This is a genomic window from Streptomyces sp. NPDC002588 (genome assembly GCF_040295925.1).
Taxonomy (GTDB): Bacteria; Actinomycetota; Actinomycetes; order Streptomycetales; family Streptomycetaceae; genus Streptomyces.
Map to the genome: position 1 here is coordinate 181,354 of NZ_JBEOWF010000007.1, position 26,533 is coordinate 207,886.

At 70.2% G+C, this 26,533-nt stretch carries 16 protein-coding genes; 7 read left to right on the forward strand and 9 right to left on the reverse strand.

What is annotated here, in order from left to right; all coding sequences use genetic code 11:
• Positions 1-53: 53 nt before the first annotated feature.
• From ABT057_RS10305 to ABT057_RS10320, 4 genes are all read right to left on the reverse strand, one after another.
• Positions 54-1,676, reverse strand: coding sequence for an FAD-dependent oxidoreductase (locus ABT057_RS10305; protein ID WP_352342056.1), 1,623 nt, complete (start codon positions 1,674-1,676; stop codon positions 54-56).
• Positions 1,677-1,740: 64 nt separating this feature from the next.
• Complete coding sequence (locus ABT057_RS10310; RefSeq protein ID WP_352342057.1) at positions 1,741-2,982, reverse strand: MFS transporter; 1,242 nt, start codon at positions 2,980-2,982, stop codon at positions 1,741-1,743.
• Between the two features lie 38 nt (positions 2,983-3,020).
• On the reverse strand, positions 3,021-5,204 hold the full coding sequence (locus tag ABT057_RS10315; RefSeq protein WP_352342059.1) for an MMPL family transporter: 2,184 nt from the start codon (positions 5,202-5,204) through the stop codon (positions 3,021-3,023).
• Between the two features lie 53 nt (positions 5,205-5,257).
• Entirely contained in the window at positions 5,258-6,061 is an 804-nt protein-coding gene (locus ABT057_RS10320; RefSeq protein WP_352342060.1) for an alpha/beta fold hydrolase, read from the reverse strand.
• A gap of 2 nt (positions 6,062-6,063) precedes the next feature.
• Here ABT057_RS10320 and ABT057_RS10325 point away from each other — a divergent pair, with 2 nt between their 5' ends.
• Positions 6,064-6,441 (forward strand): transposase, encoded by a 378-nt coding sequence (locus tag ABT057_RS10325; protein WP_352342061.1) that lies wholly within the window; start codon positions 6,064-6,066, stop codon positions 6,439-6,441.
• A gap of 308 nt (positions 6,442-6,749) precedes the next feature.
• Here the strand turns inward: ABT057_RS10325 and ABT057_RS10330 are convergent, their stop codons facing one another.
• From ABT057_RS10330 to ABT057_RS10340, 3 genes are read right to left on the reverse strand one after another with little or no spacing between them, the layout of a single operon-like run.
• Entirely contained in the window at positions 6,750-8,105 is a 1,356-nt protein-coding gene (locus ABT057_RS10330; protein WP_352342062.1) for an MFS transporter, read from the reverse strand.
• Between the two features lie 53 nt (positions 8,106-8,158).
• Positions 8,159-9,355, reverse strand: a complete 1,197-nt coding sequence (locus ABT057_RS10335; protein WP_352342063.1) for an aminotransferase-like domain-containing protein — start codon at positions 9,353-9,355, stop codon at positions 8,159-8,161.
• Entirely contained in the window at positions 9,352-12,555 is a 3,204-nt protein-coding gene (locus ABT057_RS10340) for an ATP-binding protein (RefSeq protein ID WP_352342064.1), read from the reverse strand. Before ABT057_RS10340 ends, ABT057_RS10335 begins: the two co-directional genes overlap by 4 nt.
• 649 nt (positions 12,556-13,204) lie before the next feature.
• On the opposite strand from ABT057_RS10340, the gene ABT057_RS10345 reads away from it, so the two are divergent.
• Positions 13,205-13,636: a cupin domain-containing protein gene (locus ABT057_RS10345; RefSeq protein ID WP_352342065.1), complete on the forward strand. Its 432-nt coding sequence runs from the start codon at positions 13,205-13,207 to the stop codon at positions 13,634-13,636.
• A gap of 13 nt (positions 13,637-13,649) precedes the next feature.
• Positions 13,650-14,234 (forward strand): carboxymuconolactone decarboxylase family protein, encoded by a 585-nt coding sequence (locus tag ABT057_RS10350; protein ID WP_352342066.1) that lies wholly within the window; start codon positions 13,650-13,652, stop codon positions 14,232-14,234.
• A 139-nt stretch (positions 14,235-14,373) separates the two neighbouring features.
• On the opposite strand, the gene ABT057_RS10355 is transcribed toward ABT057_RS10350, so the two are convergent.
• The gene (locus ABT057_RS10355) at positions 14,374-17,556 is read right to left on the reverse strand and encodes an ATP-binding protein (RefSeq protein WP_352342067.1); all 3,183 of its coding nucleotides are present in this window, start codon (positions 17,554-17,556) and stop codon (positions 14,374-14,376) included.
• Between the two features lie 462 nt (positions 17,557-18,018).
• Positions 18,019-20,595: an FAD-dependent oxidoreductase gene (locus ABT057_RS10360; protein ID WP_352342069.1), complete on the reverse strand. Its 2,577-nt coding sequence runs from the start codon at positions 20,593-20,595 to the stop codon at positions 18,019-18,021.
• A gap of 387 nt (positions 20,596-20,982) precedes the next feature.
• On the opposite strand from ABT057_RS10360, the gene ABT057_RS10365 reads away from it, so the two are divergent.
• From ABT057_RS10365 to ABT057_RS10385, 4 genes are all read left to right on the forward strand, one after another.
• Entirely contained in the window at positions 20,983-21,705 is a 723-nt protein-coding gene (locus tag ABT057_RS10365) for an alpha/beta fold hydrolase (protein ID WP_352342071.1), read from the forward strand.
• A gap of 50 nt (positions 21,706-21,755) precedes the next feature.
• Positions 21,756-21,965 carry a 2TM domain-containing protein gene (locus tag ABT057_RS10370; RefSeq protein WP_352342072.1) on the forward strand — a complete coding sequence of 70 codons (210 nt, stop codon included), beginning with the start codon at positions 21,756-21,758 and terminating at the stop codon, positions 21,963-21,965.
• Between the two features lie 34 nt (positions 21,966-21,999).
• Complete coding sequence (locus ABT057_RS10375; protein ID WP_352342073.1) at positions 22,000-22,491, forward strand: DUF4188 domain-containing protein; 492 nt, start codon at positions 22,000-22,002, stop codon at positions 22,489-22,491.
• Positions 22,492-23,309: 818 nt separating this feature from the next.
• Positions 23,310-26,465 carry an ATP-binding protein gene (locus ABT057_RS10385; protein WP_352342074.1) on the forward strand — a complete coding sequence of 1,052 codons (3,156 nt, stop codon included), beginning with the start codon at positions 23,310-23,312 and terminating at the stop codon, positions 26,463-26,465.
• The last annotated feature ends 68 nt before the right edge of the window (positions 26,466-26,533 follow it).

A 26,533-nucleotide genomic window follows, 5' to 3' on the forward strand; every position in this document is an offset into this window, starting at 1 on the left:
CGGCTCTTGGGTATCGACAGAGGTGAAATCCCCGGCGGCGGCCGAGGGACGTGTCAGTCGCCGGCGAGTGCCTCGTGGACGGAGGAGACTGCGCCGGCGCCATCGCCGACGGCGGTGGCCACTCTTTTCGTCGAGCCCGCACGGAGGTCGCCGACCGCGAAGACCCGGGGTGCGCTGGTCTGGAACGGCAGGGCCGTACCGAGCGGTTCGGCAGGCAGGCGGCTGTCCGTGAGGACGAAGCCGTTGTGGTCCTTGGCCACGCCGTCCAGCCAGCCCGACACCGGGTCGGCGCCGATGAAACAGAACAGGGCGCGGCAAGCCAGCCGGTCCTGCCGCCCGTCGGACCTCTCGGCCACGATCGACGCGAGGGTGTCGTCGCCGCCGAGTTCGCGGATCGTGCTGCTGGTGTGGACCTGGATCCGCGCATGCGCTCGGATCCGGTCGGTCAGGTAGGACGACATCCGGGCTCCGAGATCGGCGCCGCGGACGATCAGATCCACCGTCGCACCACGGGCGGCGAGGGACAGGGCCGCTTGCCCCGCCGAGTTGGCGCCGCCGACGACCGTCACCGGCTGGTCTTCGTAGCCTCGGACGTCCAGCTCGGTCGCGGCGTACCGGACGCAACCGGACTTCTCGAAAGTCGTCCATTGCGGCAGGTCGAGGTGCCGGTACTGCGCCCCGGTCGCGGCGATCACCGCGCGGCACTGAATGCGTGTGCCGTCCTCCAGCAGGACGGCCGGCCGTCGCTCCTCGGAGAGGTCCAGGCCGGCCACCTCGCAGGGCGAGTGGATCCGTACACCGAACTTGAGCGCCTGGACCATCGCCAGACGGGTCAGGCTTTCACCGCTGACTCCGTGCGGGAAGCCCAGGTAGTTCTCGATGCGGGCGCTCTTGGCGGCCTGGCCGCCGAGCCCGGCCCGGTCCAGCAGTACGGTGACGAGACCCTCGGACGCCCCGTACACGGCGGCGGCCAGGCCCGCCGGGCCGGCGCCCACCACGACGAGATCGACCGGACGCCCGTCGGCTCGATAGGTGAGACCGAGCACCTCGGCAAGAGCTCCGGGCGTCGCGCGCCGCAGCAGCGAACCGTTGACCATCGCGGCCGGGAGGTCGTCCTCGCCGAGCCCCGCCAGTCTCATCAGCGAGCGTCCGGGGTGCGAGGTCGCGTCGAGCCAGGAATGCGGCAGGAGCATCTGCGCCACATAGGTGCGCAGTTCCAGTGTCTCCGCGGCGTACGACAGGCCGACGAGCTCCAGGGCGTTGCCTGCCGCCCCGCGGATCACCTCGCGCCGTTCCCTGAACGCCTCGATCAGCGTGTCGGCGATGTCGACCTGCTCGGCGAGGGCCCGGCGCAACATCGCCGCCCGGATCCGGACGACAGTCCCGGCGGACACCACCCGGGCGGTCAGGTAGACGTGCTGACCGGTCAGCAGGTTGAGCTCGCCGAGGAAGTCTCCGGGGCCGCCCCGGTAGATCAGACGCTCCGGCTCGATCGCCGTCGCGTCCCGGACGATGTCCACGGTCGCCGACCCGAGCAGGAAGAAGTCGTAGGTGTCGTCGCCGGACGTGTACAGGTCCCGGCCGGGTTCGGCGTGCTCCGCCTCACCGTACTCGGCGAGCCGGCGGAACTGTTCGTCGTCCAGGACCGGCCCGCGCGGTGCCGCACCGTCGTTCACGTGATTCCTCCGTCACACCGGACCACAAGGGTCTCTTGCTGGAGTGCTGGTCGAGTCGGGCGGTTCAGGCGCGAGCCGGAACGGGCGCAGGCTTCACCCGGGCGACGGTCGTGACGTACAGGAGCAGACCCGCGGTGGTGAGGACGAAGCCGGCCCACACGGTGGACAGGGTCCCCCAGCCGGCGTCGAGGGCGACCGCGCCGCCGATCGCGCCGAGACAGTTGGCCAGGTTGAGGGCGGCCAGGTTGAGCGTTCCCATCAGGGTCGGGGCGTCCGGTGCGAAGCCGGTCAACCGGACCTGGATGGTGGGGATGGCGAACATCATGGTCGCGCCGACGCCGAACAGGCAGGGCAGCAGAATCACCAGGTTGTCGCCTGCCACACCGATCAGCACCAGGAACGCCAGAGCACCGCCGTAGCCCGAGATCAGACCGCGGTTCTCATACCGGTCTGCGACACGTCCGCCGATGTGGTTGCCGACCGCCATGCCCAGGCCGAAGACGGCGAGCGCGATCGGGATGAGCGAGGCGTCCCGCAGTGCCGCGTCGGTGACGAACGGGCCGATGAACGTGTAGACGGCGAAGATGCTGGAGATGCCGAGCGCCGCGACGGTGACCATCAGCCAGACGCCCCGCCGCCGGAGGGCGCCCAGCTCGCCGCGGAGGGAGCTGCCGCGCAGGTCGTCGGTGCGCGGCAGCCAGGCCATCAGGGCGGCTCCGGCGAGCAGGCCGACGGCGGCCACGGTCCCGTACATGACGCGCCAGCCGGCGTGCTGACCGATGAAGGTGCCGAGCGGCGACCCGGCGATGGTGGCGACGGTGAGTCCACCCATCACGGTGGCGAACGCCTTGCCGCCCTTGCCCGGCCCGTACACGTACGCGGCGACGACCGCCCCGGCGCCGAAGAACGCACCCTGCACGCTGCCCGCGACGAACCGGAAGACGACGAACAGTGTGATGTCCGGCGCCAGGGCGGAGAGCCCGTTGCCGACCAGGAACAGCCCGATCAGGCCGAGCAGCAGAGTGCGCCGGTTGATCCGGGCGGCGAACAGGGTGATCGCCGGAGAGCCGATCATCACCCCGAGGGCATACGCGGTGATCGCGTAGGTCGCGACCGGAAGGGACACATCCAGATCGGACGCGAACAGCTGGATGATGCCGTTGCTGCCGAACTCGCCGGCGCCGATCGCGAAGGTGCCCAACGCCAGTGCGAACAACGTCAGGTTCGGATTCGTGATGGGCGGCTTCGCGGTCGTGTGCCGCTTCTCCTCGGCAGTGCACTGGCTGTCGTATGCGCGCTGATGCATGGTCTCGCCTCGGTCTCGTCTCGTCCTCGGCAGGAGGGTCAGTTGGACGGCGTACGGGCCGGTTCGGGACGGAGATCTGGCGTGGGGGGCGGGTCGTCGCCTTCCCGGAGGCCGTGGCGGACGTAGAAGCGCCGCAGGAGCGCCGGCGCCCACCAGTTCGCGTTTCCGAGCAGGCGCATCGTGGCCGGTACCAGCAGCGCCCGGACGATGGTCGCGTCCACCAGGACGGCGATGAGCATCGCCACCCCGATCAGCTTGATGAACGTGATTCCGGAGACGGAGAACAGCCCGATCACGACCAGGATGAGCAGCGCGGCGCTGGTGATGATCCGGCCGCTGCGCTGCAGCCCGACCGCGACCGCCGCGGTGTTGTCGCCGGTCCGGTCGTACTCTTCGCGGATCCGGGACATCAGGAAGACCTCGTAGTCCATCGACAGCCCGAACACGACCGCGAGGACCAGGATCGGCTGGGTCGCCTCCAGCGTCCCGGTGGAGGTGAAGTCCAACAGGCCGGACAGATGGCCGTCCTGGAAGATCAGGACCAGTGCGCCGAACGAGGCGCCGAGCGAAAGGACGTTCATCACGATCGCCTTGACCGGCAGCACGACGGAGCCGAAGGCGAAGAACAGCAGGACGAAGCCGGCGCCGCTGATGATCAGCGCCATCCAGGGCAACAGACGCCCCACGGCGTCGAGTTGGTCGGCCAGCTGCGCGGTCTGGCCCCCCACCAGCGCCTCACCACCCGGTGGCGCCGGTACCGCCCGGATCCGGCTCACGAGATCCCGCGAATCGGGCGATATGGGGTCGCCCGAGTACATGATCGTGACCCGGGCGACATCGCCGGACCGGCCCGTGACCTCGGCTCCGGACACCCCGTCGACAGTTCGGACGATGTTGACGTAGCGCTCCAGACCGGCCCGGCCCGACGAGGTCACGATCGCCTCGATCGGCGCCTGACCGTTCCGGACGAAGTCCCGGTCGACGGTTTCCGAGACCACACGGCTCTCGGTGCCCGTCGGCAGCACCCTCGGGTCGATACCGCCGAACTCGACCCGCAGGAACGGCGCGGCGGCCAGCAGCAGGACCGCGAGCACCCCGGACGCGTAGACGACCGGGCGGCGCATGATGCTGTGCGCGAGGCGGTACCAGAACCCGTGCGCGACCTCGTCCTGCGGGAGAGCCGGCGGTGGGCGACGGAACAGCCGCCGCACCGAAAGTGCCTCGACCCGGGGGCCGAGGACGGCGAGCAGGGCGGGCAGCACGGTCAGTGCCGCCACCATCGCCACCGCGACCGCGGACAGACCGCCGAGGCCCATCGAGCGGAGGAAGGACATCGGGAAGATCAGCAGTCCGGCCAACGAGACGGCGACGGTGACGCCGGAGACCGCGACCGTACGACCGGCGGTGGCCATCGTGCGGGCGACGGCGTCCTCGACATCGAGCCCGCGGGCGATCTCCTCCCGGAACCGCCCGACCATGAACAGGCCGTAGTCGATCGCCAGGCCCAGCCCGAGAATCGTCACCACGTTGACCGAGAAGACCGAGACGTCGGTCAGGTAGGTCATCACGCGCAGCGCTGCGAACGCTCCGAGGATGGCCAGAGCGCCGACCGCGAGCGGCAGGCTCGCCGCGGCCACACTGCCGAAGACGACGACCAGGAGCACGAGCAGCACCGGTATGGAGATCGTCTCGGCGAAGGCGATGTCCGCCGCGACCCGCTCGCGGATGTCGCGGTCGACCGTGGTGGCGCCGCCGACCTGGGTCCGCAGGCCGGGCGCGGCCAGTTCGTCCTCGATCTCGTCCAGTGCCTCGCCGCGCTGCGCCTCGTCGTCGCCGGCCAGGGTCAGCACCGCGTAGGTGGCGTGCCGGTCGTGGCTGACCAGGGCCGGGCTGCCGGTGCTCCAGTAGGTGACGGTCCGGGTCACCACGTCGTGGGGAAGCGCTTGGAGCGTCTGTGTGACGGCTTGCCCGAACCCCGGGTCGTCGACTGTCGTGCTGGGGCTGGTGTACAGGACCACCGCGTCGTTGCCGGTCCGGCCCAGCGTCGCCTCGGCACGTGCGGCCGCGCGCGAGCTCTGGCCGGCCGGATCGTCGAACCCTCCGGTGGTCAGCGAGCCGAAGACCCGCGTGCCCCAGATGCCGCCGAACGCCAGGAAGGTCACGGCCAGGCCGATCACCCACCACCGTCGGCCGACCATCGTCCGCCCCCACCTTTCGAACATCGCCGTCCCCTCCTGGCTTCGTCGGCTTCGTCGGCTTCGTCGGCTTGGTGGTGTCAGCGCGCGGCGCGCTTGACGAGAGCGGCCGTCGCCGCGGGCTGCGCGATCATCGCGACATGCGAGGTGTCGGCCTCGAAGGTGTGCGCGCCGGCCCGGCGCGCCATGAACCGCTGCGCCGCCGGGGGCAGCACCTGGTCGTCGCGGCCCACGAGGTACCAGGACGGAATGGTCTTCCAGGCCGGGGCGCCGGACGGCTCCCCGAGGGTGCGCACGTCCGCCGGCCGCTGGCCGGCCCACATCAGCTCGGCGGTCGCCTTCGGCAGGTCCCCGGCAAACACGTCGTGGAAGAGCTCCTTCTTGATGTAGCCGTCGACGAGGCCCTCACCGTAGGGACGGAAGTCCAGCGCCTCCTCGCCGAGCCTGCTTCCCGGGTACTTCGTCTGCAGGCCCAGCAGCGTCTCACCCTGGTCGGGCACGAACGCGGCCACGTAGACCAGCGCCTTCACGTTCGGGTTGCCGGTCGCGGCGTTCGTGACGACGATCCCGCCGTAGGAGTGCGCGACGAGGACGAGCGGGCCACTGAGGGTCGCGAGGATGCCGGCCAGGTAGGCGGAGTCGGAGGCAACGCCGCGCAGTGGGTTGGGCGGTGCGATGACCGGATAGCCGTCGCGGATGAGCCGGGAGGCGACCCCGTTCCAGCCGGAGGCGTCGGCGAACGCGCCGTGCACGAGTACCACGGTGGGCTTCTGGCCGCTGCCGCTGCCGCTTCCGGTGTGTGCCTGCGCGGCGGGCGCGTCGAGTGCGGCGCCCACCACGACCGCGGCGGATCCGGCCAGCAGTCCCCGGCGAGTTGTCGTCATCGATGTATACCCTTCGGTATCCGGTGTGCTCAGTGGTGATCGCGGGTCAGCGTAGAACCGGCTACTTGACGAGCACTGAACAGAAATCCGGGCGCCCTCCGGGAGTCGCCTCACCATCAGTTCCGTTGTTGTCAAGCAGGGCGAAGCTGCCTTCGCACAAAGCCGGAAACGCGTCGGCGAAATACTCGTCGGCGAAATTGAGTGAAGCTTCCCCCGAGGAGTTCAAGCGGGACGCGATCGCGCTCGTCGATTCCGCGGGCAAGACGGTCACCGCCGTCGCCCGGGAACCCGGTATCAGCTCCGAGACCCCGCGCGGCTGGTACCGCCGAGCGCGAGGAGCTCAGGCGGCTGCGGAAGGAAGTCCGCGAACAGCAGCCTGACATCCACGGCGTCACCCGACGCAAGAGGCGTTCGCCGACCCGGCCGGATGCAATGGCAAAGCCGACCCCGGACTTGATCGGCCGCGACGCCATGGCCGGCAACCCCCTGGAGCCCGGCTGCGTTATCCACGGCTATCGCGGCAGCGAAAATACGTCGGCCCGGTTCCGGCACCGAACAAGTGAGCTTGGGCCACGGCAGAGTTGCGGGCGCGTCGGATCATGTCTCGACAAGCAGGCGCGGCGCGCTTCTGGGCCCTGCGAGACCTTCTACAACCGCCGCCGCCTCCGCAAGAGATCGTGGGGAAACGTCACCCCACTGCCTTTTCCTGGGCGCCGACACGCGGCGCCACAGTGTGGGCGCGCTTGTCCAAGGTGTACCGGCGTTGCAGCGCGATGGCGATCGTCATGAGCACGGCCGGTACCAAGGTGAAGCCATAGCGAACGGCCGCCAGCGCGCCGGGAGACTGCGTGGTGTGCTCGCCCGCGTTACTGGCCACGAACCCGCCCGCAGCCAGGCAGGCCGAATACACGTACGGCCCCAATGCGCCGCCGGTGGCCTCGGCGGCGGTCCACACACCGGTGTAACTGCCCGCACTGGCGGTACCGGCCGGTCCGGCGGCGGCGATGACGTCGGGCACCATCGACAGCGGCATCAGTTGCATCGCGGCGAACGCGAAACCCAGCATCGCCACGGCTGCGATCAGCAGGGGCAGGCCGGCCGCGGCGCCCAGGGCCAGCACCAGCGAGCCGGCCACGAACGCGGCCTGGGCGGCGAGCAGGCTGCGCTGTTTGCCGAGACGCCGGGCCACCAGTACCCACAGGGGCGTGGTCAGGACCGCCGGCGCCATGAGCGCCGCGATGAGCACGGTCGTGAGCGCGGAGCGGCCCAGCTCGTACTCGGCGAAGTACGGCATGGCTGCCAGTACCAGGTGCATCGTGATCGCGACGGTCAGATATGAAGCGGTCAGCGCACGGAACTGCCGGTCGCGCAGCGCCACCAGCAGCCCGCCTCGGTGCCCCGGCTCGGCCGGGGTGCCCGGCGCAGCCCGGTTGAGGCGGGCGACGCCGGTGATGCCTACCAGCATCGCCGCAAGCATGACCGCGCCGAGCAGCAGGGCCATTCTCATGTAGTCGCCGACGCCCGGATCGTCGCCGGCGACCACCGGCGCGGCCACGCCGGCGAGCAGGACGCTCACGGTGATCACGACATTGCGGTAGCCCATGAGGCGGGTCCGCTCGTGGTAGCCGATGCCCAGGTCGGCCGGTGTGGCGAGGTAGGAAACCTGGTAGCACGAGTAGAGCAGGTTGCCCGCGACCAGCGCCACCGAGACCCATGTCGCGGCGGTTGGCCCGTGCAGGTCCGACGGCACGGCGAACATGGCCACGAAGGCGAGCACCACGACGCAGCCGGCCGACATCAGTTGCCGGCGGTGGCCGCCGCGGGCCAGGCCGGCATCGGAGATCCGGCCCACCCACGGGTGCAGCACGATATTGGCGACATTGGGCAGCAGCAGTGCGAGGCCGGCCACCTGCGGCGGCACGGCCAGGACGTCGGTCAGGAAGTACAGCAGGAAGATGCCCGGCACGGTGACCCAGATGCCCATGCCGACCGAACCGGCGGCGAACGGGACGAGTGCGCGGAGGGGGAGCCGAACGTTGGTCATGAGCAGCCTTCCGGGAATCCGCCGTAGGGGACTGTCGTTGCTCGCTTGCGTCCTCAGAAGGCCAGGGCCAGTCGGCGTACGGCCTCCCGCAGTTCTTCCGGGGTACGGTCGCTGTAGGACAACCGCAGGTGCCGGGCCGAAGACCGCCGCCGGGGGTCCGCCGCGAAGAACTCGCCCGGCTGGTAGATCACGCCGTGGGCCGCCGCCCGCTGCAACAGCGCTGCGGGGTCCACGGCGTCGTCGGTGAGCCGCGGCCAGAGGAACAGCCCACCTTCGGGGGCCACGATGTCGAGGGCGCCCGGGAGTTGTTCCTGCAGGGCGTCGATCAGCACGCCGGCGCGTTCCTGGTACAGCGCGGTGGCGCTGCGCACGATCCGGTCGAACCATTGGGCGTCGTCGGTGAGCAGCCGTTCGACTATCGCCTGAGTCACCGAGGATGTGTGTACGTCGAGGCGGTTGCGCAGCCGGATCACCGGGTCCACGAGGTGGTCCGGCAGCACCAGCCAGCCCACGCGCCAGCCGGGGCCGAGGGTCTTGGTGAAGGTGTTGACGTGGATCGCCCGATCCGACTGGTTGAAGGCCGCGACACCCTGGTCCTGGCCGCCGAAGCGCAGTTCGCGGTACGGATTGTCGACGATCACGTAGAAGCCGTACCGCTCGGCGAGCTCGATCAGTGCCTGCCGCTTCGGCGCCGAGAGACTGACCTGGGCGGGGTTGTGGAAGTCGGGCACGGTGTAGGCCGCGGCGATCCGGGCGCCGGTGGCGAGCCGCCGGGCGAGGTGTTCGACATCGAAGCCGTCGGCCACGACCGGTACCGGCAGGATCCGCGTCGTCGATACCTCCAGGGCCCACAGGAAACCCGGGAACACCGGATCGTCCACCGCGACGGTGGCACCGCGCTCGACGACGGTCAGCACCGCCAGTGCGAGGCCGTGCATGCCACCGTTCGTCACCACGATCCGGCTCGGGTCGACGCCCTCCCGTTTCGCGATCCAGTCGCACAGCGCGGCGTTTCCGCGCGCCGGCGCATACTGCAGGGACGCGACCGCGGCGTCGGGAGCCTGCCACAGCTGCGCCGCTGCCTGGCCGATCGCCTCGACCGGCAAAGCCTCGGGCGCGGGGATGCCACCCAGCAGGCGAATCGCTCCGGGGGCAGGGGCGGCCAGGCTGGCGTCGACGAAGCCCTTCGGCGCCGAGAGCCCACGGGCCAGGGCCGTCAGCCCGCTCTGTTCCTCAGGGCCTGCGGTCATGCGTTGCCTCCAGGTCCTGAGAGGAGTCTTTCGGCGCGTCGCGCGAACAGGTGCGCCTCACATGCGGTGGATTGCGTGTAGGCCCGTTCGGCGGCGGCCCGGACAGCGGTGGGGGGTGCACCGCGGGCCTGCAACAGGCGGGCCCTCAGCAGCAGGAGCAGCCCTTCGGCGTATCGCTGGCCGTAGTCCCACATTGCCTGGTCGGCTCGGTCGAGAGCGGCGTCGGCCCGATCGAGCGATCCGGCTGCCAGCCACATCTCGGCGATCAGTGCGTAGTGGTAGGCGATGCCCCATTGCGGCGGATCGAGCAGGTGGGCGACCAGGAGTTCCTCGGCCTCGGCCGCGGCGCCGACCGGATCCTCGCCGGTGAGGGCCCGTGCCCAGCACCAGCTCTGCCGGATGTAGTGGTCGATCTGGGCGCGGAGACGGGCGAGGCCGGCGGCGGCCCACCGCTCGCCGGCTCGCCGTGCGGCTCGGGCGTCCCCGGCCATGGAAGCGATCATGGTCGTGTAGTAGACCCAGACCGAGGCCGCGTACGGGTCCCCCGGGGTGTCCCAGGTGTCGACGAAAGCCAGCGCCGCGTCGACATCACCGTGCAGCGCGGTCATGACCGCCCGCCAGCCGGGCCCTTCCCCGGGAATGCTGCCGTCCCGCCGGAGCGGTGTCTCTTCGTCCGGGGCGAGGGCGCCGCCGGCGGCGGCGACATCCTCCTTGGTGAAGGACCGGTACGCCTCGCCGATGTTGCCGATGTCCCATTGATGCAGGCCCCAGGCCTGCCGGCCGTAGCGTCGGACGGCCGGATCGGAGGACACCTGACCGAGCTCGTGCATGCGGCGGGCCAACTGCCCGCGGCCCTTCTCGATGGAGGTGTAGGCACCCATCAGACGGATGAAGAGGAAGTCGGCGGCCTCCGCCTCCCGGCCGAGGGTGCGGGCCAGGTATTCGGCCCGCTCCAGCAGGTCGAAGGTCGAGGCGTCGTATCCCGACTGTCGTCTGACGACGATGGCGAGCAGCGTGAGGGCGGAGAACTCCAGTTCCATCAGTCCGGAAGCGCGGGTGACCTGTATGGCGTAGCGCAGCTGCCGATTGGCGGACTCGAAGGCGAGCTTGGCCGCCGCGCGGCGCCCGGCGCGGATGAGCGCCTCCGCGGTGCGATCGGGCTCGGCGAGGGGACCTGCGGCCCACAGGTGGTAGGCGAGGCGTTCGGCGACGTCCTCGTCGTCGGCATGGATCTGTTCGAGCGCGTCCGCGACACGCAGATGCAGCTGGGTGACCTGCTGTGTCGTCGCGGTCTCGGAGACCGACTCGCGCACCAGGTCGTGCGCGAAGCGTAGCGAGGACGGGCCCTGCGGCCCGGGTTCGAGCAGCCCGAGCGTATGCAGCGGTTCCAGGCGATCGAGACACTCCGCGATGTCCACACCGGTGGCGCGGGACAGCAGCCTGAGGTCGACGTCGCGGCCGATGAGCGCGGCCACCCGCAGCAGGTCGCGGGCGCGGTCGTCGAGCCCGGCCATCCGATCGCGGACGACGTCATGGACGGTGGAGGGGACCCCGGCCGACGCGGATGTGCCGCCGTCGCCGATCGCGCCGACCCCGCTGAGGAGCCGGGAAAGTTCGCGGACGAAGAACGGATTGCCGGAGGTACGGGCGTGGATGGCGCGGGCGACGGCGTCGCCGGGATCCTGGCCGGCCTCGTGGCGGATGAGTTCGGCCACGTCGGCCGGACCGAGCGGGCCGAGCCGGAACCTCCGGTGACCGGGCCGCCGGCTGGCAGCGGCCAGCACCCGGGAGAGGTCCGAGCTGGGTGTGGGTGCGCGGTCACGTAGCGCGCCGATGATCGCGGTGCCGTGGGGAAGCCGCCCCGCCAGGTGCTGCAACAACTGCAGGGAGGTGGCGTCGGCCCATTGGAGGTCATCAAGTATCAGGAGTGTCGGCCGCCGCGCCGAGGCTTGTCCGACGAGGGCGACGACCTGTTCGAACAGCCGGAACTGGGCGTTGCCGTTGGGGAGTTCCCGGGCCGCGTCGTCCCGCGCCGCAAGGAGGCTGCCCAGCCCGCCGGTGAGCCACTGCTCGCTCGCCGGAGCGGGCAGACTGCGGACGACCTGGCTCAGTGCCTGCTCCCATGGCCACATCGCCGGTGTCCCGTCGCCCTCCAGGCAGGAGCCCCAGACGGTGAGTGCACCCAGTCGACCCGCCAAGGCGGCGGCCTCCTCCAGCAGCCGGGTCTTGCCTGCGCCCGGTTCGCCTTCGATGATGCCGATCGCGGTGCCGCCGGCGAGTGCGCGCTCCACGATGCGCCGCAGCGTGGCGAGTTCCTCGGTCCGGCCGATCAAGGTGGCCGCCGTGGTCCGCCCGGCCTCCTCGTCCGCCTCCCGCACAGGCGGCGACGCCAGGGGCTGGGCGAGAATCCGCCGCTGCGCGTCCTCCAGCGCCGGACCCGGGTCGATGCCGAGCTCCTCGGCGAGCCGGTCGCGGGTCTGACGAAACACCGACAGCGCTTCCGCCTGGCGTCCGGCAGCGCCGAGAACGCCGATGAGACCGGCCAGCACGAGTTCGTTGAACGGCGCCATCGATGCGGCCAGTTGCAGAGCCGCGAGCACCCGCTCCGGTTGGCCCATCGACACCGCAAGCTCCGCCGCCGCCGTGCACGCGTCGTAGAACTCGTTGTCGAGTGCGGCGAAGACCGTCGTGGCGATGGTCCCGTCGGCGATGCCGTCGCCCGCCGGGCCGCGCCAGAGCCCGAGCGCTCCGACGTAGTGATCGAGGGCCACCTGGCGATCGTGCTGCGTCAGCGCGGTTCTGGCGGCATCGACGAGTTCTCGGAAGGCGACGAGGTCCAGCGTGGCGGGGCCGGCGGTGAAAAGGTAGGAATTGCCGCGACGATGGAGGAACGAGCCGGCTTCTCGGACGGGCAGTAGGGGTTCGAGCAGCCGTCGCAACGCGCCGATGTACTTCTGAAGTACGTTCAAGGCAGTGGAGGGGGCGCTTTCGCCCCAGATCAGGTCGATCAGCTCCCTCGTGCTGGTCGGCCTGCCGGTGCGGGCCAGCAGCAGGGCCAGGAGGTATGCCTGTTGCCGTGGCCCGGCACCCAGTTCGACACCGTCACGCCAGATCCGTAACGGGCCCAGGACCTGCAGATACGGCGATCCGCTCCCGGCTTGCTGATCTTCACCGCCGGACCGGGCCGCAAGGACTGGCACCACTACCCTCCTCGATCCCGGGACGGAGACGATCCGGTCTTCGCTAGTGCCGACTTCGTGCGAGTGTACGTGGACGGGCCGAATTCCACCGCTGGGTGCGGCAAGGCTCGATCGCGCCTTCGCAGGTGCGCCGGCGGCCGTCGACACGCCGCAGCCTGCGGTGCAGCGTCGGCGGAGGGGGCCGGTGCGGGGCGTCGGCCACCTCAGCGCCGGCACTTGACGCATTGGCCAAGATCTCCTACCGCTCGGCGCACCGGCACCATCGTCGGATCCTCCGTTGCGAGTGCCGACTTCTCATTCGGGCGAGGGCGACGTCGGTCGGCGCCCTTCTCGCTGGGCGGGCGTGGCGACACGGACTTTACGGGCGCTGGAGCACCGTCCGCAGACGGTTCACTCCGCGTCAAGTGGAGGGCGCCAGTCTTGCGGTGTGCGGCGGCGCCACTGCCTGCCGGGCGGCTTACCGCACTGACGCGACGACCTTGAATGCCCAAATAAGCCGAAAGGGGCAGGACTTCATATGAGCCCAGTGCAACCGTTCCGGAGAATCGTGACGGGCCATGACGCGTCCGACCGTGCGGTGATCACGCAGGACGCACCGCCGACTCGAGTGGTGGCGGTCGGCGGACCTGGTGGCCCGACCTTCTATGAGGTGTGGAACACACGCCAGACGCCGGCCGTCATCGACCGGCAGTCGGGTGAGCCGGCGGAGGACGGTCTGGTGCTCGGACCTCCCGAACGTGGCACTCGCATCCGGGTGATCGACTTCCCTCCGGAGGACGACCGGATCCGGAACCTGACGGGGGTCGAGGCGGCCGAGAAGTTCGGGGAGATGGGCGGTGCCGACGCCGCACGGTCCGCTGCCGGCGCCCCTCATCCGTTGATGCACCGCACGCAGACGATCGACTACGGGATCGTCGTCGAGGGCGAGCTCACGCTGGTCCTCGACGATGACGAGACCATCATCCGCACCGGAGACATCGTGATTCAGCGCGGCACCAACCACGCATGGGCAAACCGGTCGGCTGCGAACTGCCGGGTCGCCTTCGTACTCATCGACGGCCAGTACACCGACGGACTCTGAGGAGGAGCATCGTATGCGTATTCGACCCATCCCACCCGATGAGCTCAACCCTCAACTCCGCGAGGTGCATGACGGCATCGCCGGCCTCGTCAGCGAGGAGCAGGACCGCGTCGTCATCCTCGACGACGACGGCGCGCTCGTCGGGCCGTTCGCGGCGATGCTGCACTTCCCCACGTTCGGGGTTCCGGCTCTGTTCCTGCAGCGGGCGGTCGCGGCCGAGGCTCGCCTCGACCCCATTGTTCGCGAGGTGGCGATCCTCACCGTCGGCGGCGCCTACGGCGCCCGGTACCTGCTGTACGCACACGAGCAGACGGCAGATGAGGTCGGCCTGCCGGCGGCACAGACCGCGACCTTGGCGGCGGGCGGACGGCCCTCCGGGCTGAGTGACGAACAGGCCGTCGCCCACGACGTCGCGATGGCGTTGACCTCCGGGCGCGTACTGCCGGACTCCACATACGACCGGGCCACGCAGTTGCTGGGCCATGACGGGGTCGGCGAGCTCGTGTTTCTCATCGGCAGCTACTGCCTCATCGCGATGGTGCTGAACTGCTTCGACGTGCCGGTCCCCGGTCGGGATCCGTCAACTGCCCAGTCATGACGACGACAAGGTGCCTGCCGACGAGTGCGGCGTTGCGGGTCGTCGCTTCGTAGTGCTCGGGCATGCGGGCGGCCGGCCGGCGGCCGCCGGAGCACGCGGTCAGGCCGCCCACCGGCGGTGGGCGGCCTGACCGCGGATGTCAGCGGGCTGCGCTGTCCGCAAGCTCGGCCATCAGTTCCTCGGCGCGGCGGGCGAACAGGTGGGCCTCGCGCTCGACGGACAGTGCGTGCGCCCGCTCGGCAACGGCCCGGAGGGGGGCGACCGGCTCGCCGCGTGCCTGCAGCACCCGCGCCCGGAGCAGAAGCAGCAGGCTTTCGGCGTAGCACTGGCCGTACGTTTCGATGGCCGAGTCCGCTCGGTCGAGCGCTGCGTCGGCCTCGTCCAGCTTTCCGGCTGCCAGCCACATCTCGCCGAGGAGCCCGTACCAGGTGGCCTGGCCCGAGCGCGGCGGGTCGGAGAGCGACGCGACGATCAGGTCCTGTGCCTCTGCGGCTGCGCCGGCCGGATCCTCGCCGGTCACGGCGCGCGCCCAGCACCGGGCCAGCCGTTGGTAGCTGCCGAGGAAGCCGAACGCGAACGCTGGGTCGACGGCAATCCCGCGCTCAGCCGCGCGCAGTGCCCGCACGGGGTCGCCGATCAACGCGGCGACCCGTGCGGAGTAGGTCGCCCACACCGTGATCACGTAGGGATCGTCTCCTGCGGCGGCCTCCATCGTGTCGAGCAGGGCCAGCGCAGCCTCGGTGTCACCGTGCAGCGCGGTCATCATCGCGAGCATCCCGCCCCCTATCAGCCGTAGATCGCGCCGGAGCGGGTCTTCCTCCTGATGGGCCGGGTCGTCCCGCACGGACCAGTCGGTCCGGCTCAGGTACCGGAACGCCTCGCCGATGTTGCCGAGACCCCACTGGTGGATGCCCCAGGCGCACCAGCCGTAGGTGCGCACCACCGGGTCGTCGGACACCTCGCCCTGCTCCAGCAGCCGTCGGGCCAGTCGGCCGGCGCGGTCCAGTTTCATGCCTTGGGCGTACGCGGCCCAGCGGGAGTAGAGGAAGTCGGCGGCCTCCCGTTCCCGGTCGAGTACACGGGAAAGGTGTTCAGCCCGCTCCAGCAGGCCGACCGCTGAACCCACGTATCCCGCCCGCATGCCGTCCACCGCGGTGAACAGTGACAGGGCAGCCAGCTCCAGCTCCGCCAGGCCCGCCGTCCGTGCCACCTGCGCGGCCGTGTGAAGCTGGCGCGCGGCTGCCTCAAGAGCCAGTTTGGCCGCCGCGCAGCGGCCTGCGCGGACGAGCGCGGTCGCGGTTCGGGCCGGATCCGCGAGGGGGCCGGCAGACCACAGGTGGTGGGCGAGGCGCTCGGCCACCAGTTCGATGTCCGCGGCCCTGTGCTCCAGAGCGTCGGCAATCAGCAGATGCAGTCGGGCCGCGCGCGGTGGCGGTATGTCCTCGGCCACCGATTCGCGGACCAGGTCGTGCGGAAAGCCGAAGGAGTAGGGGTCCCCGGGCGAGGGTCGGAGCAGGCCGAGCCCTTCGCACGACTCCAGGCGGTCCAGACACGTCTGGTGGTCCAGGCCGGCGGTGCGGGCAAGGAGAGCGAGGTCGACGGTACGGCCGATGAGCGAGGCGATCTGCAACAGGCTTCTGGCGTCAGCCCCCAGTCCGGTCATCCGGTCGCGAACGACATCCCGGACAGTGGCCGGTACCGCGGTCCGGGCCGCAGTGGCCTCCGTGAGGACACGGCCGTCGGCAAGCAACCGGGACAGCTCGCGGACGAAGAAGGGGTTGCCTGCGGTGCGGGTGTGGATGAGGCGGGTGGCACCCGGGCCCGGGTCCTGCCCCGTCTCACGGCGGACGAGTTCGGCCACCTCGGCCGGGCCGAGCGGGCCGAGCGGGATCCGGCGGTGACCGGGCAGCCGACTCGCCGCGGCGAGCATCCGCCCCAGTTCCGGGCTCGGCGCGGGCGCACGGTCGCGGAGCGCCCCGATCACGGCGGTGCCGCCCGGCAGCCGAGCCATCAGGTGACCGAGCAGATCCAGCGAGGCGGCATCGGCCCACTGAAGGTCGTCGACGACGAGCACCACAGGTCGCCGCGCGGAAACCTGGCGGACGAGCGCGACAGCCTGCTCGAAGAAGCGGAACTGGACGCCGCTGTCCGGCAGGGCCGACGTCGTGTGGCCGTTGCCGCGCGGCGTCACGAGACGACCGAGTTCGCCCGCCTGCCAGTTCCCCCGCGCTGCGGCCGGCACGTCGTCCAGGAGCACGTTGATGATCTGCGCCCACGGCCACATCGACGGCGTGCCGTCCCCCGGCAGGCAATGGCCCCGGACAACGAGCGCGCCACGCCGGTTCGCCTCGGCGCCGACCTCCTCAAGCAGGCGGGTCTTACCCACTCCGGGTTCTCCTTCGACGAGCACGAGCCCCGTCGCTCCGGCGAGTGCCGATTCCACCGCATGCCGCACCACCGCCAGTTCCTCGGCCCGGCCGACCAGGCAGTCGGCGGTCGACGCCCCGGTGGTGGGTGCCGCAGGCCGTTCATAGGGCATTTCCTCAGCCGGTGCCCGTTCCAACACACGCAGATGAGCGGCCACCAGTGCCGGGCCGGGGTCGACGCCCAACTCCTCGGCCAGCCGGGCGCGGACGGTCCGGAACACCGACAGCGCCTCGGCCGGCTGACCGGCGGCAGCCAGGGCGGCGATGAGACTCGCCTGCACTCTCTCGTGCAACGGCGCCATCCGGGCGGCCATGTGCAAGGACTGGAGCACCCGTTCGGGCCGGCCGAGCCCTATCGCCAACTCGGCCGCCGCCACGCAGGCGTGGTGGAACTCGCCGTCCAGCCCGGCGAAGATCGCCATACCGGTCGAGCCGTAGGCGACCCCGTCGCCGGCCGAGCCCTGCCAGAGCCCCACCGCTTCCAGGTACCCGTCGAGTGCCGCAACGGGCCGCTGCTCTGCGATGGCGCCCTCGGCCGCGTCGACCAGCTCACGGAACCTGACGACGTCCAGTGTCCCGGGAGCAACCACGAACAAGTACGCGCTGCCGCGACGCTGCAGGTACGAGCCGGGTTCACGCGCGGGCAACGCCGGCTCCAGCAGCCGCCGCAGCGCGCCGACATACTTCTGGAGAATGTTGACCGCCGAGGCCGGGACGTCCTCGGCCCAGATCAGGTCGACCAACTCGCTGATGCTGACCGGCTCGCCCGCACGGGCGAGGAGCACGGCGAGCAGATACGCCTGCTGCGGAGGACCGGCGTCCAATTCCACGCCGTCTCGCCAGACCCGTAGCGGACCGAGAACCTGCAGACGCAGGGACGCGTCGGAGGAGGCCATTCCTTTTTCCATTCCCAGTCCCGGGTCGCCCTCGCTGCCGTCCATTGCCCGTGGTGACGAAGTCACGCGGCGGGGAAAGCGACTACTGCTGATTGCTGGTCAGAAGGGCAAGGCAAAACGACCAGGGGCGACAGGTGATCGCGGCAGGTTCTTCAGCCGGGCAACGTGCCGAGTGCCACTGAACTGGACATGCTGGAGTCGCAAGCCGTTGTCCGTCGTGCTGTCGACGGGACGCGCGGACAGTAACCGCGGTCGGCCCGTCCTAGTGCTCGGCAGGCAACGTTCGCCCTGTCGCGACGCCCGGCACGCTCCCCCACTCTCGACTTCGCTCGAGCGGGAGGGGCCCCCACCGCCGCACCGGGCACAAGCCCAAGTACATCCAGTACGAGGGCGTGCACCCGGCACGCCGAGAGCACGCGCCGGACGCCGCTCCTCGACGGGCAAATGTTGCCTGCCGCGGCACTAGTGACCGATCACCAAGTCCTCGGTGGGCAGTGTCTGGCAGGCCAGCCGCCAGCCCGCCGCCAACTCGTCGGCGGAGAACATCCCCCGGTCGTCGGTCTCGTAGGCGCCGGAGAGCACCCGCACCCGACAGGTACCGCAAGCGCCCTCGCCGCACGACTGGGGCAACGCGACGCCGACGGCGTTGGCGGCGTCGAGGACCGACTGTCCGGGGCTGCACGGGAACGCCGGGGCGCCGCCCACCGTACCGATCATGAACTCGGTGACACCCGCCGCCGCGGCGGCGACGGCGATGGCGTGCGCCTTCTCCCGGCGGGTCTCCTTGCTCCGGCCCGACACGAACGCCTCGGTGCGGATGGCCTCTCGCGGCACCCCCAGTTCCGTCAGGCGGCCGATCAGGGCCTGCATCATGGGCGCCGGCCCGCACAGGTGCACGCGGGTCGTCGGGCCGGCATGGGGCAGCAACTCGTCGAGACCGATCCGCCCTGTTCGGTCGGTCGCGAAGACCGAGACCTCCAGCCCCGGCAGCCGGGACCGCAGCGCTTCGATCTCCGGCCCGAACACCACCTCGCCCTCGGTCCGGTAGCTCGCCAGCAGGACGATCCGCCCCGTGTGACCGGCGTCGGCGGCCGCGAGCAGGACACTCATCAGCGGGGTGATCCCGACGCCCCCCGCGATGAGCAGGAGTGTGTCCGCCGTGCCTTCCTCGGAGCCCGGCTCCCAGGTGAACTCGCCGTGCGGGCCGCTCACCCGCAACGCCAGCCCGAGCTCCAGTTCCTCATGCAGGAATCCCGAGCCCAGCCCGTCCGGCTCGTGCTTCACAGCGATCTCGATGAAGCCGCTCTCCCCGGGACTGCTGCAGATCGAGTACGACCGTTCGATCGGATCGATGGCGACGGGCAGGTCGACCTTCACGTACTGCCCGGCGGCGAACGAGAACGGCATCGTGTGCCCGTCCAGGGGTTCGAAGCGGATCCTTCGGACCGTCGGGGTCAGCACCTCGATGCCGGCCACACGCAGATAGCCCTCCCAGGGCGTGGCCGAACCGCGGGTCGTCCCGCCGGAACGGATGGACCTCCACATCGTCCCGAGCTGCCGTGGTTTCAGGACAGCGTTCGCCGCCATCAGCCCGCCCGCCAGAGCCCCCACCACGCCGGACCCCCAGGCGTCCTGCCCGGCCACGAAGAGGCCCTTGACCGGTGTACGGCATCCCGCCCGCGCCGAGCGCAACCGCTGGGGAGTCGCCGCGAGTCCGTAGAAGGATCCCCGCACGCTGTGCTGATAGGTCTCGAACGACAGCGGCGTCGCCAGTTCGGCGAACGCGATCGTCTCCCGGAAGCCGGGCCAGCGTTCCTCCAGGCGGGCGATCAGCCGTCCGGTCAGCTCGTCCTTGAACTTCCGGTAGCTGTCCGGCCGCTCGTTCTCGGGCGTCCCGCGCCACTCGTCGACCACCTTCGGATCGACGAGTTCGAGCAGCTCCACCGTGTGGAACCGGGCGGCCGGGTTGTTGAGCGAGGCGAACGACACGTACAGCGTGCCTTCTCCCGGAGGGCGATGAATGCTGTCGTGCTCGTCGAGACCCGGCATGAACCAGTGGTTCTCGCCGCGCAGCCCGAACTCGGCCGGCGACCGGTTCAGCCCGAGAAACAACATGACCGCCGACCGTTCCTCGGGCAGCTCCGCCAGTTCGTGGCTTTTCCCGATCAGGGCGTACGTGTTGCGCACTCCGGCCGCCGAGACAACGGTGTCCGTCCGCACACGGTAGCGGCGGCCGGTGGCGGTGTCCTCGACGTCGACACCGGCCACCTTGCCACTCTCGACGACGACCTCGTGAACCCTCTGCCGGGAGCGCAGCACCACGTCATACCGCTGCAGGATCTCCAGAACGACCCGGTTGAGCTCCTGCGGGCCGCCCACGGGATGTGCGGTGCCTTCCATGAAGAAGGTCAGCGGGACCGCCGCGTGATAGCCGAACGCGCTCGATGCCGGCGGAGTGCCGTACAGCCCCCACCGCGCGGCCAGAACGGCCCGCAGACGCGGATCGCGGAAACTGCGGGCAACCTGGTCCCGCAACGATCGGAACGTCGACGGGAACAGCCGCTCGACGACGGGCGCGCCCGCTTTGCGCAGCCCGGCGGGGAACGATGCGAAGAAATTGCGCGCGGCCAGCCCGGCCATGGCCCAGCGAGTGATGCGGAAGAAGCCGTCGATGGCGTCGGCCTCGGCGGGGAACCGTTCCTTCAGACGCGTGCGGAACCCCTCCTTCGTGGCGGGGACGGCGAAATCGAACCCCGGGAAGTGCAGTGCGTCGTACTCGTCCGGCAGCGGCGAAAGCTGCGCCCGTCCATCCGTCATGAACCCGAGGAACGGGCCGGCGTTTGCGCTCATGTAATGCAGCCCGGTGCCGAACCGGTATCGCCCGGCGCGGGAGAACTCGTGCGTCATCCCGCCGAGCGTGTAGTGCTGTTCGAGGACGAGAACACGCTTCCCGCCGAACTGCGCGATCGTGCGCGCCGCCGCGAGACCGCCCATGCCCGACCCGATCACCACCACGTCGGCTTCCTCGTCCGACACCATCTGCAACCCCCAGTCATCCGTCCCCCGCGGGCTCAGATTGACCGAACCGGCTTGACGTCGACTGAATGATCAGGGGAGGCCATCCGGAACCAGGTCCCGGACTTATTCAATTCCCGTCCACTGCCACGTCCTAGCTTTGCGCCGAGCCCGAGGGTGCGCAGCCGTGTCGTTCTTCGCTGAATTTCATCCGCACACCCACCACGGTCGCCGCGGTCGTGCGTCCGGTTCGCCGACCGACGTGTCCGGACGCTTCCGGCGGTCGATGTCGCGCCGGCGGACGTGTCCCGCGAGCGCGGTTCGAAGAAGTGGCCGTCAGCCGGACGGTGCGGGAGAACCCGATACCCGCTCCGGTCCTTGCCGGCCGTCATCCGAAGGAGAGGTTGGTCCATGGTGAGCGGGAATCCGACGATCGTGCTCGTGCACGGAGCCTTTGCCGACAGCAGCGGCTTCAACGCCGTCGCCAAGCGGCTTGTCGCCGACGGTCATCCGGTGGTCGCGGCGCCGAATCCACTTCGAGGGCTCACCTTTGACGCGGCCAACGTCAAGGCGCTGCTGGACAGCATCGAGGGACCGATCGTGCTGGTCGGGCACTCGTACGGCGGTGCGGTCATCTCCGCTGCCGCCGCGGGAAACGCGAACGTGAAGGCACTGGTCTACCTGGCGGCGTTCGTGCCGGAGACGGGCGAGAGCGCGCAAGCACTGGTCGAGCGGTTCCCGGGCAGCACTGTGGGCGAGTCCTTGAAGCCTGTGCCACTGCCCGACGGACAGGTGGACCTGTACATCGACCCGAAGGTCTTTCATCCCCATTTCGCGGCCGACGTGTCGGCGGAGGAAGCCGCCCTCTATTCGATCACGCAACGCCCGGCCACCGGCGCCGCCCTCGGCGAGCCCGCCACCGGTCCGCAAGCCTGGCACACGATCCCGAACTACAACCTCATCAGCGGCGCCGACAGGATCATCCCACCGGCGACGCAGGAGTTCATGGCCCAGCGTTCCGGCGCGAAGACCCAGGTGGTCGAGGGTGCTTCACACATGGTGTTCGTCTCCCGGCCGGGTGCGACGGTGGCCCTCATCGAGACAGCCGTGCAGGAACAGGGTCTCCCGCGATAGCACCGCCGATCACCGCAAGTGAATCGATCCGATGATCCGCGGGAGAGAAAATGCATAAGAGCGAAAAGGCCATGAGATGGGGCCTGCGGGTCCACCTTTTCTGGTACATCATCGCCAATGTGGCCCAGGTGGTGCTGTGGGCGATTTTCACACCCGACCACTTCTTCTGGCCCTTGTGGTCGATTCTGGGCTGGGGTATCGGGTTGGTGATCCACCTCTGGGCGGTTCGTTCGAAATCCCGATCACTCGTCCGGCCATGACCTGAACCATCGCAACGAGGGCCAAAGGAGGATCATGTCCGAGAAAGTGGTTCCGGGTCGGAACACCGCCGCCGCCGAAGGCGACGTCGTCGTCTTCCACATCGGGCTACGGATCAACCGGCTGCGAGCACTCTCCAGCTGGTTGCCGGCATTCATGTCGATGCCGCGAATGCTGCGCGAGCTGTCACAGGAAAAGAGCAGCGGGCTCCTCGGCTACAAGGTGCTCTACGGCAGCCCCCGAGACTTCTACGTCGTCCAGTACTGGTCCGACAAGGAACGGCTCCTCGCCTACGCCCACCAGCAGGACAAGGAGCACCGGCCCGCTTGGGCAGCGTTCAACCGACGAGCACGTGCCGGGAAGGGTCATGTGGGTATCTGGCACGAGACGTTCATCGTCCCGGCAGGCTCCTACGAATCGGTGTACGTCGACATGCCCGCGTACGGCCTCGGCGCCGCGACAGGTGTCGTACCGGTCGGCCGACGCGGCGACACGGCGGCCCAGCGTCTGAGGGCGGCAGAGATGTAGGCATCCGTTCCGCGAGAATCGCTCACGCTGAACCGCCCTGGCTCGCACGGAGACCACGTGGTCTCCGCATCGCAGCACACCCGAGTGCCAGGGAGTCGGCCAGGCTTGCCCGGCGTGGAGGAGGCGAACACCGAGGTTCCAGGCGCGCCGATGTGCTTCGAATGGATATAAAAGCGTACGAGAAAGCAGCCGGCGCCGGGATGAGCCACCCCGGCGCCATTAACCTCCGCATTTCGCTTCGGGCAGCTGAATCGATGTGACGGCCGTGCAGTGTTTGCTCCCTGACCACTTGCCAGGGGGCAAACCGCACTGACTACTGAGCGGCGAAGTTCACGTACGCGGCACGATCGACCGTGAGCAGAAGTGAAGCCTCTGGCAGGACGGCCCAACCATGCGCTCGGCTTGGCAGAGGCCCTTCCCAGCAGACTTCACGGCTGCGGCGCATTTGGACGGCACTTGATGCCTGTACGTCTGCAGGGTGAAGCCCGGGTCCACGTGACCGAGAGACTCGAAGAACGCCTTGATACTCTCCTCTGCGTGCAGGAGCACGGTGGCGTGGGCCTCCAACTCCTCGGACTGTGAGCCCATCAGAATCAGCCCCTCCACCGCCATGGCTGGGACGGGAAGACCCGTGTTGCCTCGGCTCGGTTGCCCTGCGAGAAGGACGCACCTGACAGGCTTCGTGCCGAGCAGTTCCCCGGTCGCGGGCGCTCACTCTTGGCAGCGGATGGCCGCAGGCCGCGGACTACACCCTGGAGTACTTGGCCCGGCAGCCGGTCGCGGTCGACCGGTGGGCATGAGGAGGATTGGGAACAGGCATGGTTGCCCCCGGCGCGCCTGTGCGTCTGCAGATTCTCGGTCCGTTGCGGATCTGGCGGGACGGTGTCGAACTGGATGCGGGGCCTCCGCAGCAGGCGTATCTGCTGGCGGTTCTGCTCGCCGAGGCGGGCAGGCCGGTCAGCGTGAGCGAGTTGATCGGCCTGGTCTGGGCCGAGGACGTCCCGGCCTCGGCCGTCAACATCCTCCAGAAGTACGTCGGTGCGCTACGGCGGTTGCTGGAACCTGCCCTGCCCCCACGCGGAACCGGCAGGTATCTGCAACGCCGCGGCAACGGATACCTCTTCGCCGCCGCCCCCGGCATGCTCGATGTCGTCGCCTTCCGGGAACTCGTCCAGACAGCCAGAACCGGCGTCACGGAGCAGCAGCCGCATGTCGCACTCGACTCCTACGTGCAGGCGCTGGAGCTCTGGCACGGTCCGGCCGGTGACGGAATCGCCCACGGATCGACCGCGATGGCAGTGTTCACCGCTCTGGATGGCGAATTCTTCGACGCCTGCGTCGCGGCGGCCGAGCTCGCAGTGTCGCTGGGGCAGCCCGAGCGCGTACTCCCCTCGCTGTATCTCGCCGCCCGGATGACGCCGCTGCACGAAACGGTGCAGGCGAGTCTCGTCATGGCCCTGGCCGCCGCCGGCCGACAGGCAGAAGCGCTGGCGGTGTTCCGGACCGTTCGCGCCCAGCTGGCCGAGGAGTTGGGCATCGATCCTGGCCCGGCGCTGGTGGCCGCACAACGGCGCGTACTGGAACAGACACCGGCACCGGCCGAGGAAACGCCTTACGGACGGCCGCCGATCGCTGCCGGCGAAACCCCGTCCGGCGGCTGCCTGGTGGGCCGGGACCAGGAGCTCGCGGTGCTGCGGCAGGCCGTGGAGTCGGCACTGGCCGCGGGCACCGGGTTCGTCCTGGTCGAGGGAGAACCCGGGGTGGGCAAGACCCGCCTGCTTGAGGAGGCCGACGCCGAAGCCCGCCGGAGCGGCGCACTCGTCGTCTGGGGTCGCTGTCTGGAGGGAGACGGCACGCCCTCGATGTGGCCCTGGGTGCAGGCCGTCGGCGCGATCCTCGGCAGTCTGCCTGCCACAACGCGCGAGGAGTGGCACGTCGGCGAACTCGGCCGCCTCTTGGGGCCGCAGGGGCGCGTTCCCACAACGCCGGTACTGCCGGACAGCGGCACCCAGTTCCGCCTGTTCGAGCAGACCGTCGCGCTCGTGGGCCGGGTGTCGGTGGGCCGGCCGGTGGTGCTCGTCGTCGACGACCTCCAGTGGGCCGACGCCGCCTCACTCGATCTGTTCAGCCACCTGACGGCTCACCTGCCGCGCGGCACTGCCGTGATCGGGGCGCTCCGCGACCGTGCGCCCACACCCGGCACGGAATTGGAACGGCTGCTCGCCGCGGCGAGCCGGCTGCCCCGCCACCGCCGGATCCGGCTCGACCCGCTCGACCCGGCCGAAGTGGCCGAACTCGTCCGCCAGGAGACCGGCCAGGACCCCGGCCCCGGCGCCACCCGCAACATCCACGCCCGCACCGCGGGCAACCCCTTCTTCGTCCGGGAACTGTCCCGCCTCCTCGCCGACCGCAGCGTCCTCACCGAGGCCGCCACCGCACGCACCGGAGTGCCCGCCACCGTCCGGGACGTCGTTCGCGACCGGATGGCCGGACTGGACACCGACACCAGACACCTGTTACAGATCGCCGCGCTGATCGGCCGGGACGTCGACCTCGCGCTGCTCGCGCGCGCCGCCGGACTCGACATGCCGACCTGCCTCGACCGCCTTGAACACCTACAGGAACTCGGCCTCCTCGAACCCTCCCCCGGAGACCCGCATTCGTTCCGCTTCGCACACGACCTGGTCCGCGAGTCCGTCGCCGATGCCACACCGCCGCCTCGGGCGATCCAGCTGCACCTGCTCGTCGCGGACGCACTGGAGCACAACACGACCACGGACGACGAGCGCCTCGCCCATCACCTGTGGGCCGCCGGCCCACTCGCGGACCCGGCCCGCACCGCCACCGCACTGATACGCGCGGGCCGCTGCGCGGCGGGAAAGTCAGCACTCGATGCCGCCGCACGACAGCTGCAGTCCGCCGCGCAGGTGGCGCGCGCAGCGGGCCTGGCGGAGCTGGAACTGTCCGCCCTCTCCCTCTTCACCGCGGTGGACGGGATGCGGGCGGGGTACGTCGGCTCGGCGCTCGAACTGCTGGAACGGGCCGAGTACCTGGCACGTGGCCTGGGCCGGGAACGGGAGGCCGCCGACTTCCTCTTCTCCCGCTGGGCCGCCCACTCCCAGGGCATCCAACTCGACCGCGCCGGACGACTGGCACGGCGGCTGCTGGAACAGGGCGAGGCATCCGCCGACCCGGTCGTCCGCACGTACGGCCAGTACGCGTGGGGCATCCACCAATGGGACGTCGGCAACATCGGCGAGGCGTACCGGTACCTGAGCCAGACCAGTTCGACCATGCTCGACGCCCTGACGCAGGGCCGGGAGGACCCGCTCCGGCGCGACCTGCGGCTGCTCGGGCCTGCCATGCTCGCACTGATGACCGCGCTGCACGGCGACCTCCCCACAGCACAGGCACTGTTCGACACGATCGAGACCACCGCTGACGACGACCCCTACGTGATCACCGTCTGGGCCGCATTCGCCTGCACGGCCGCAGCACTGGCCGGCGACGCCACGCAGGCGCTGCGCACGGCCGAGCGAGGGAGTGCCCTGGACCCCGAGTTCTCGTTCGTCTTCCTCGGCAGCTACCAGCGGCTGGCTCTGTGCTGGGCGCACGCCGTGACCGGCGAGGACCCGGCCGGCGCCGCGGCGGAGGCGCAACGACTGATCACCGTGGCGCTGGCCGACCCACCACGCTCCGGCCTCGCCACCTGGTACGGCCTCCTCGGCGAAATGTGGCTGATGGCCGGCAAGTTGGACGAAGCCGCCGCAGCCCTCGACCGGGCGGACTCGGCCCTGGACACACACGGCCAGCGCTACGCCGAGGGCCTGCTGCTCCTGATACGGGCGCGGGTGCTACAGGCCCGCGGTGAACCCGCCGCCATCGTCCGGGCCACCGCCGAACGAGCCCTGGCACTGTCCACCGAACGCGAAGCCCACCTCTTCGCCCACCGCGCGAAAGAACTGCTGACTTGACGGAACCGAACTGTTCCTGGATGCGCCGCCGACGGGCACCCCGGCATCGTTCAGCGCGCCGAGAAATG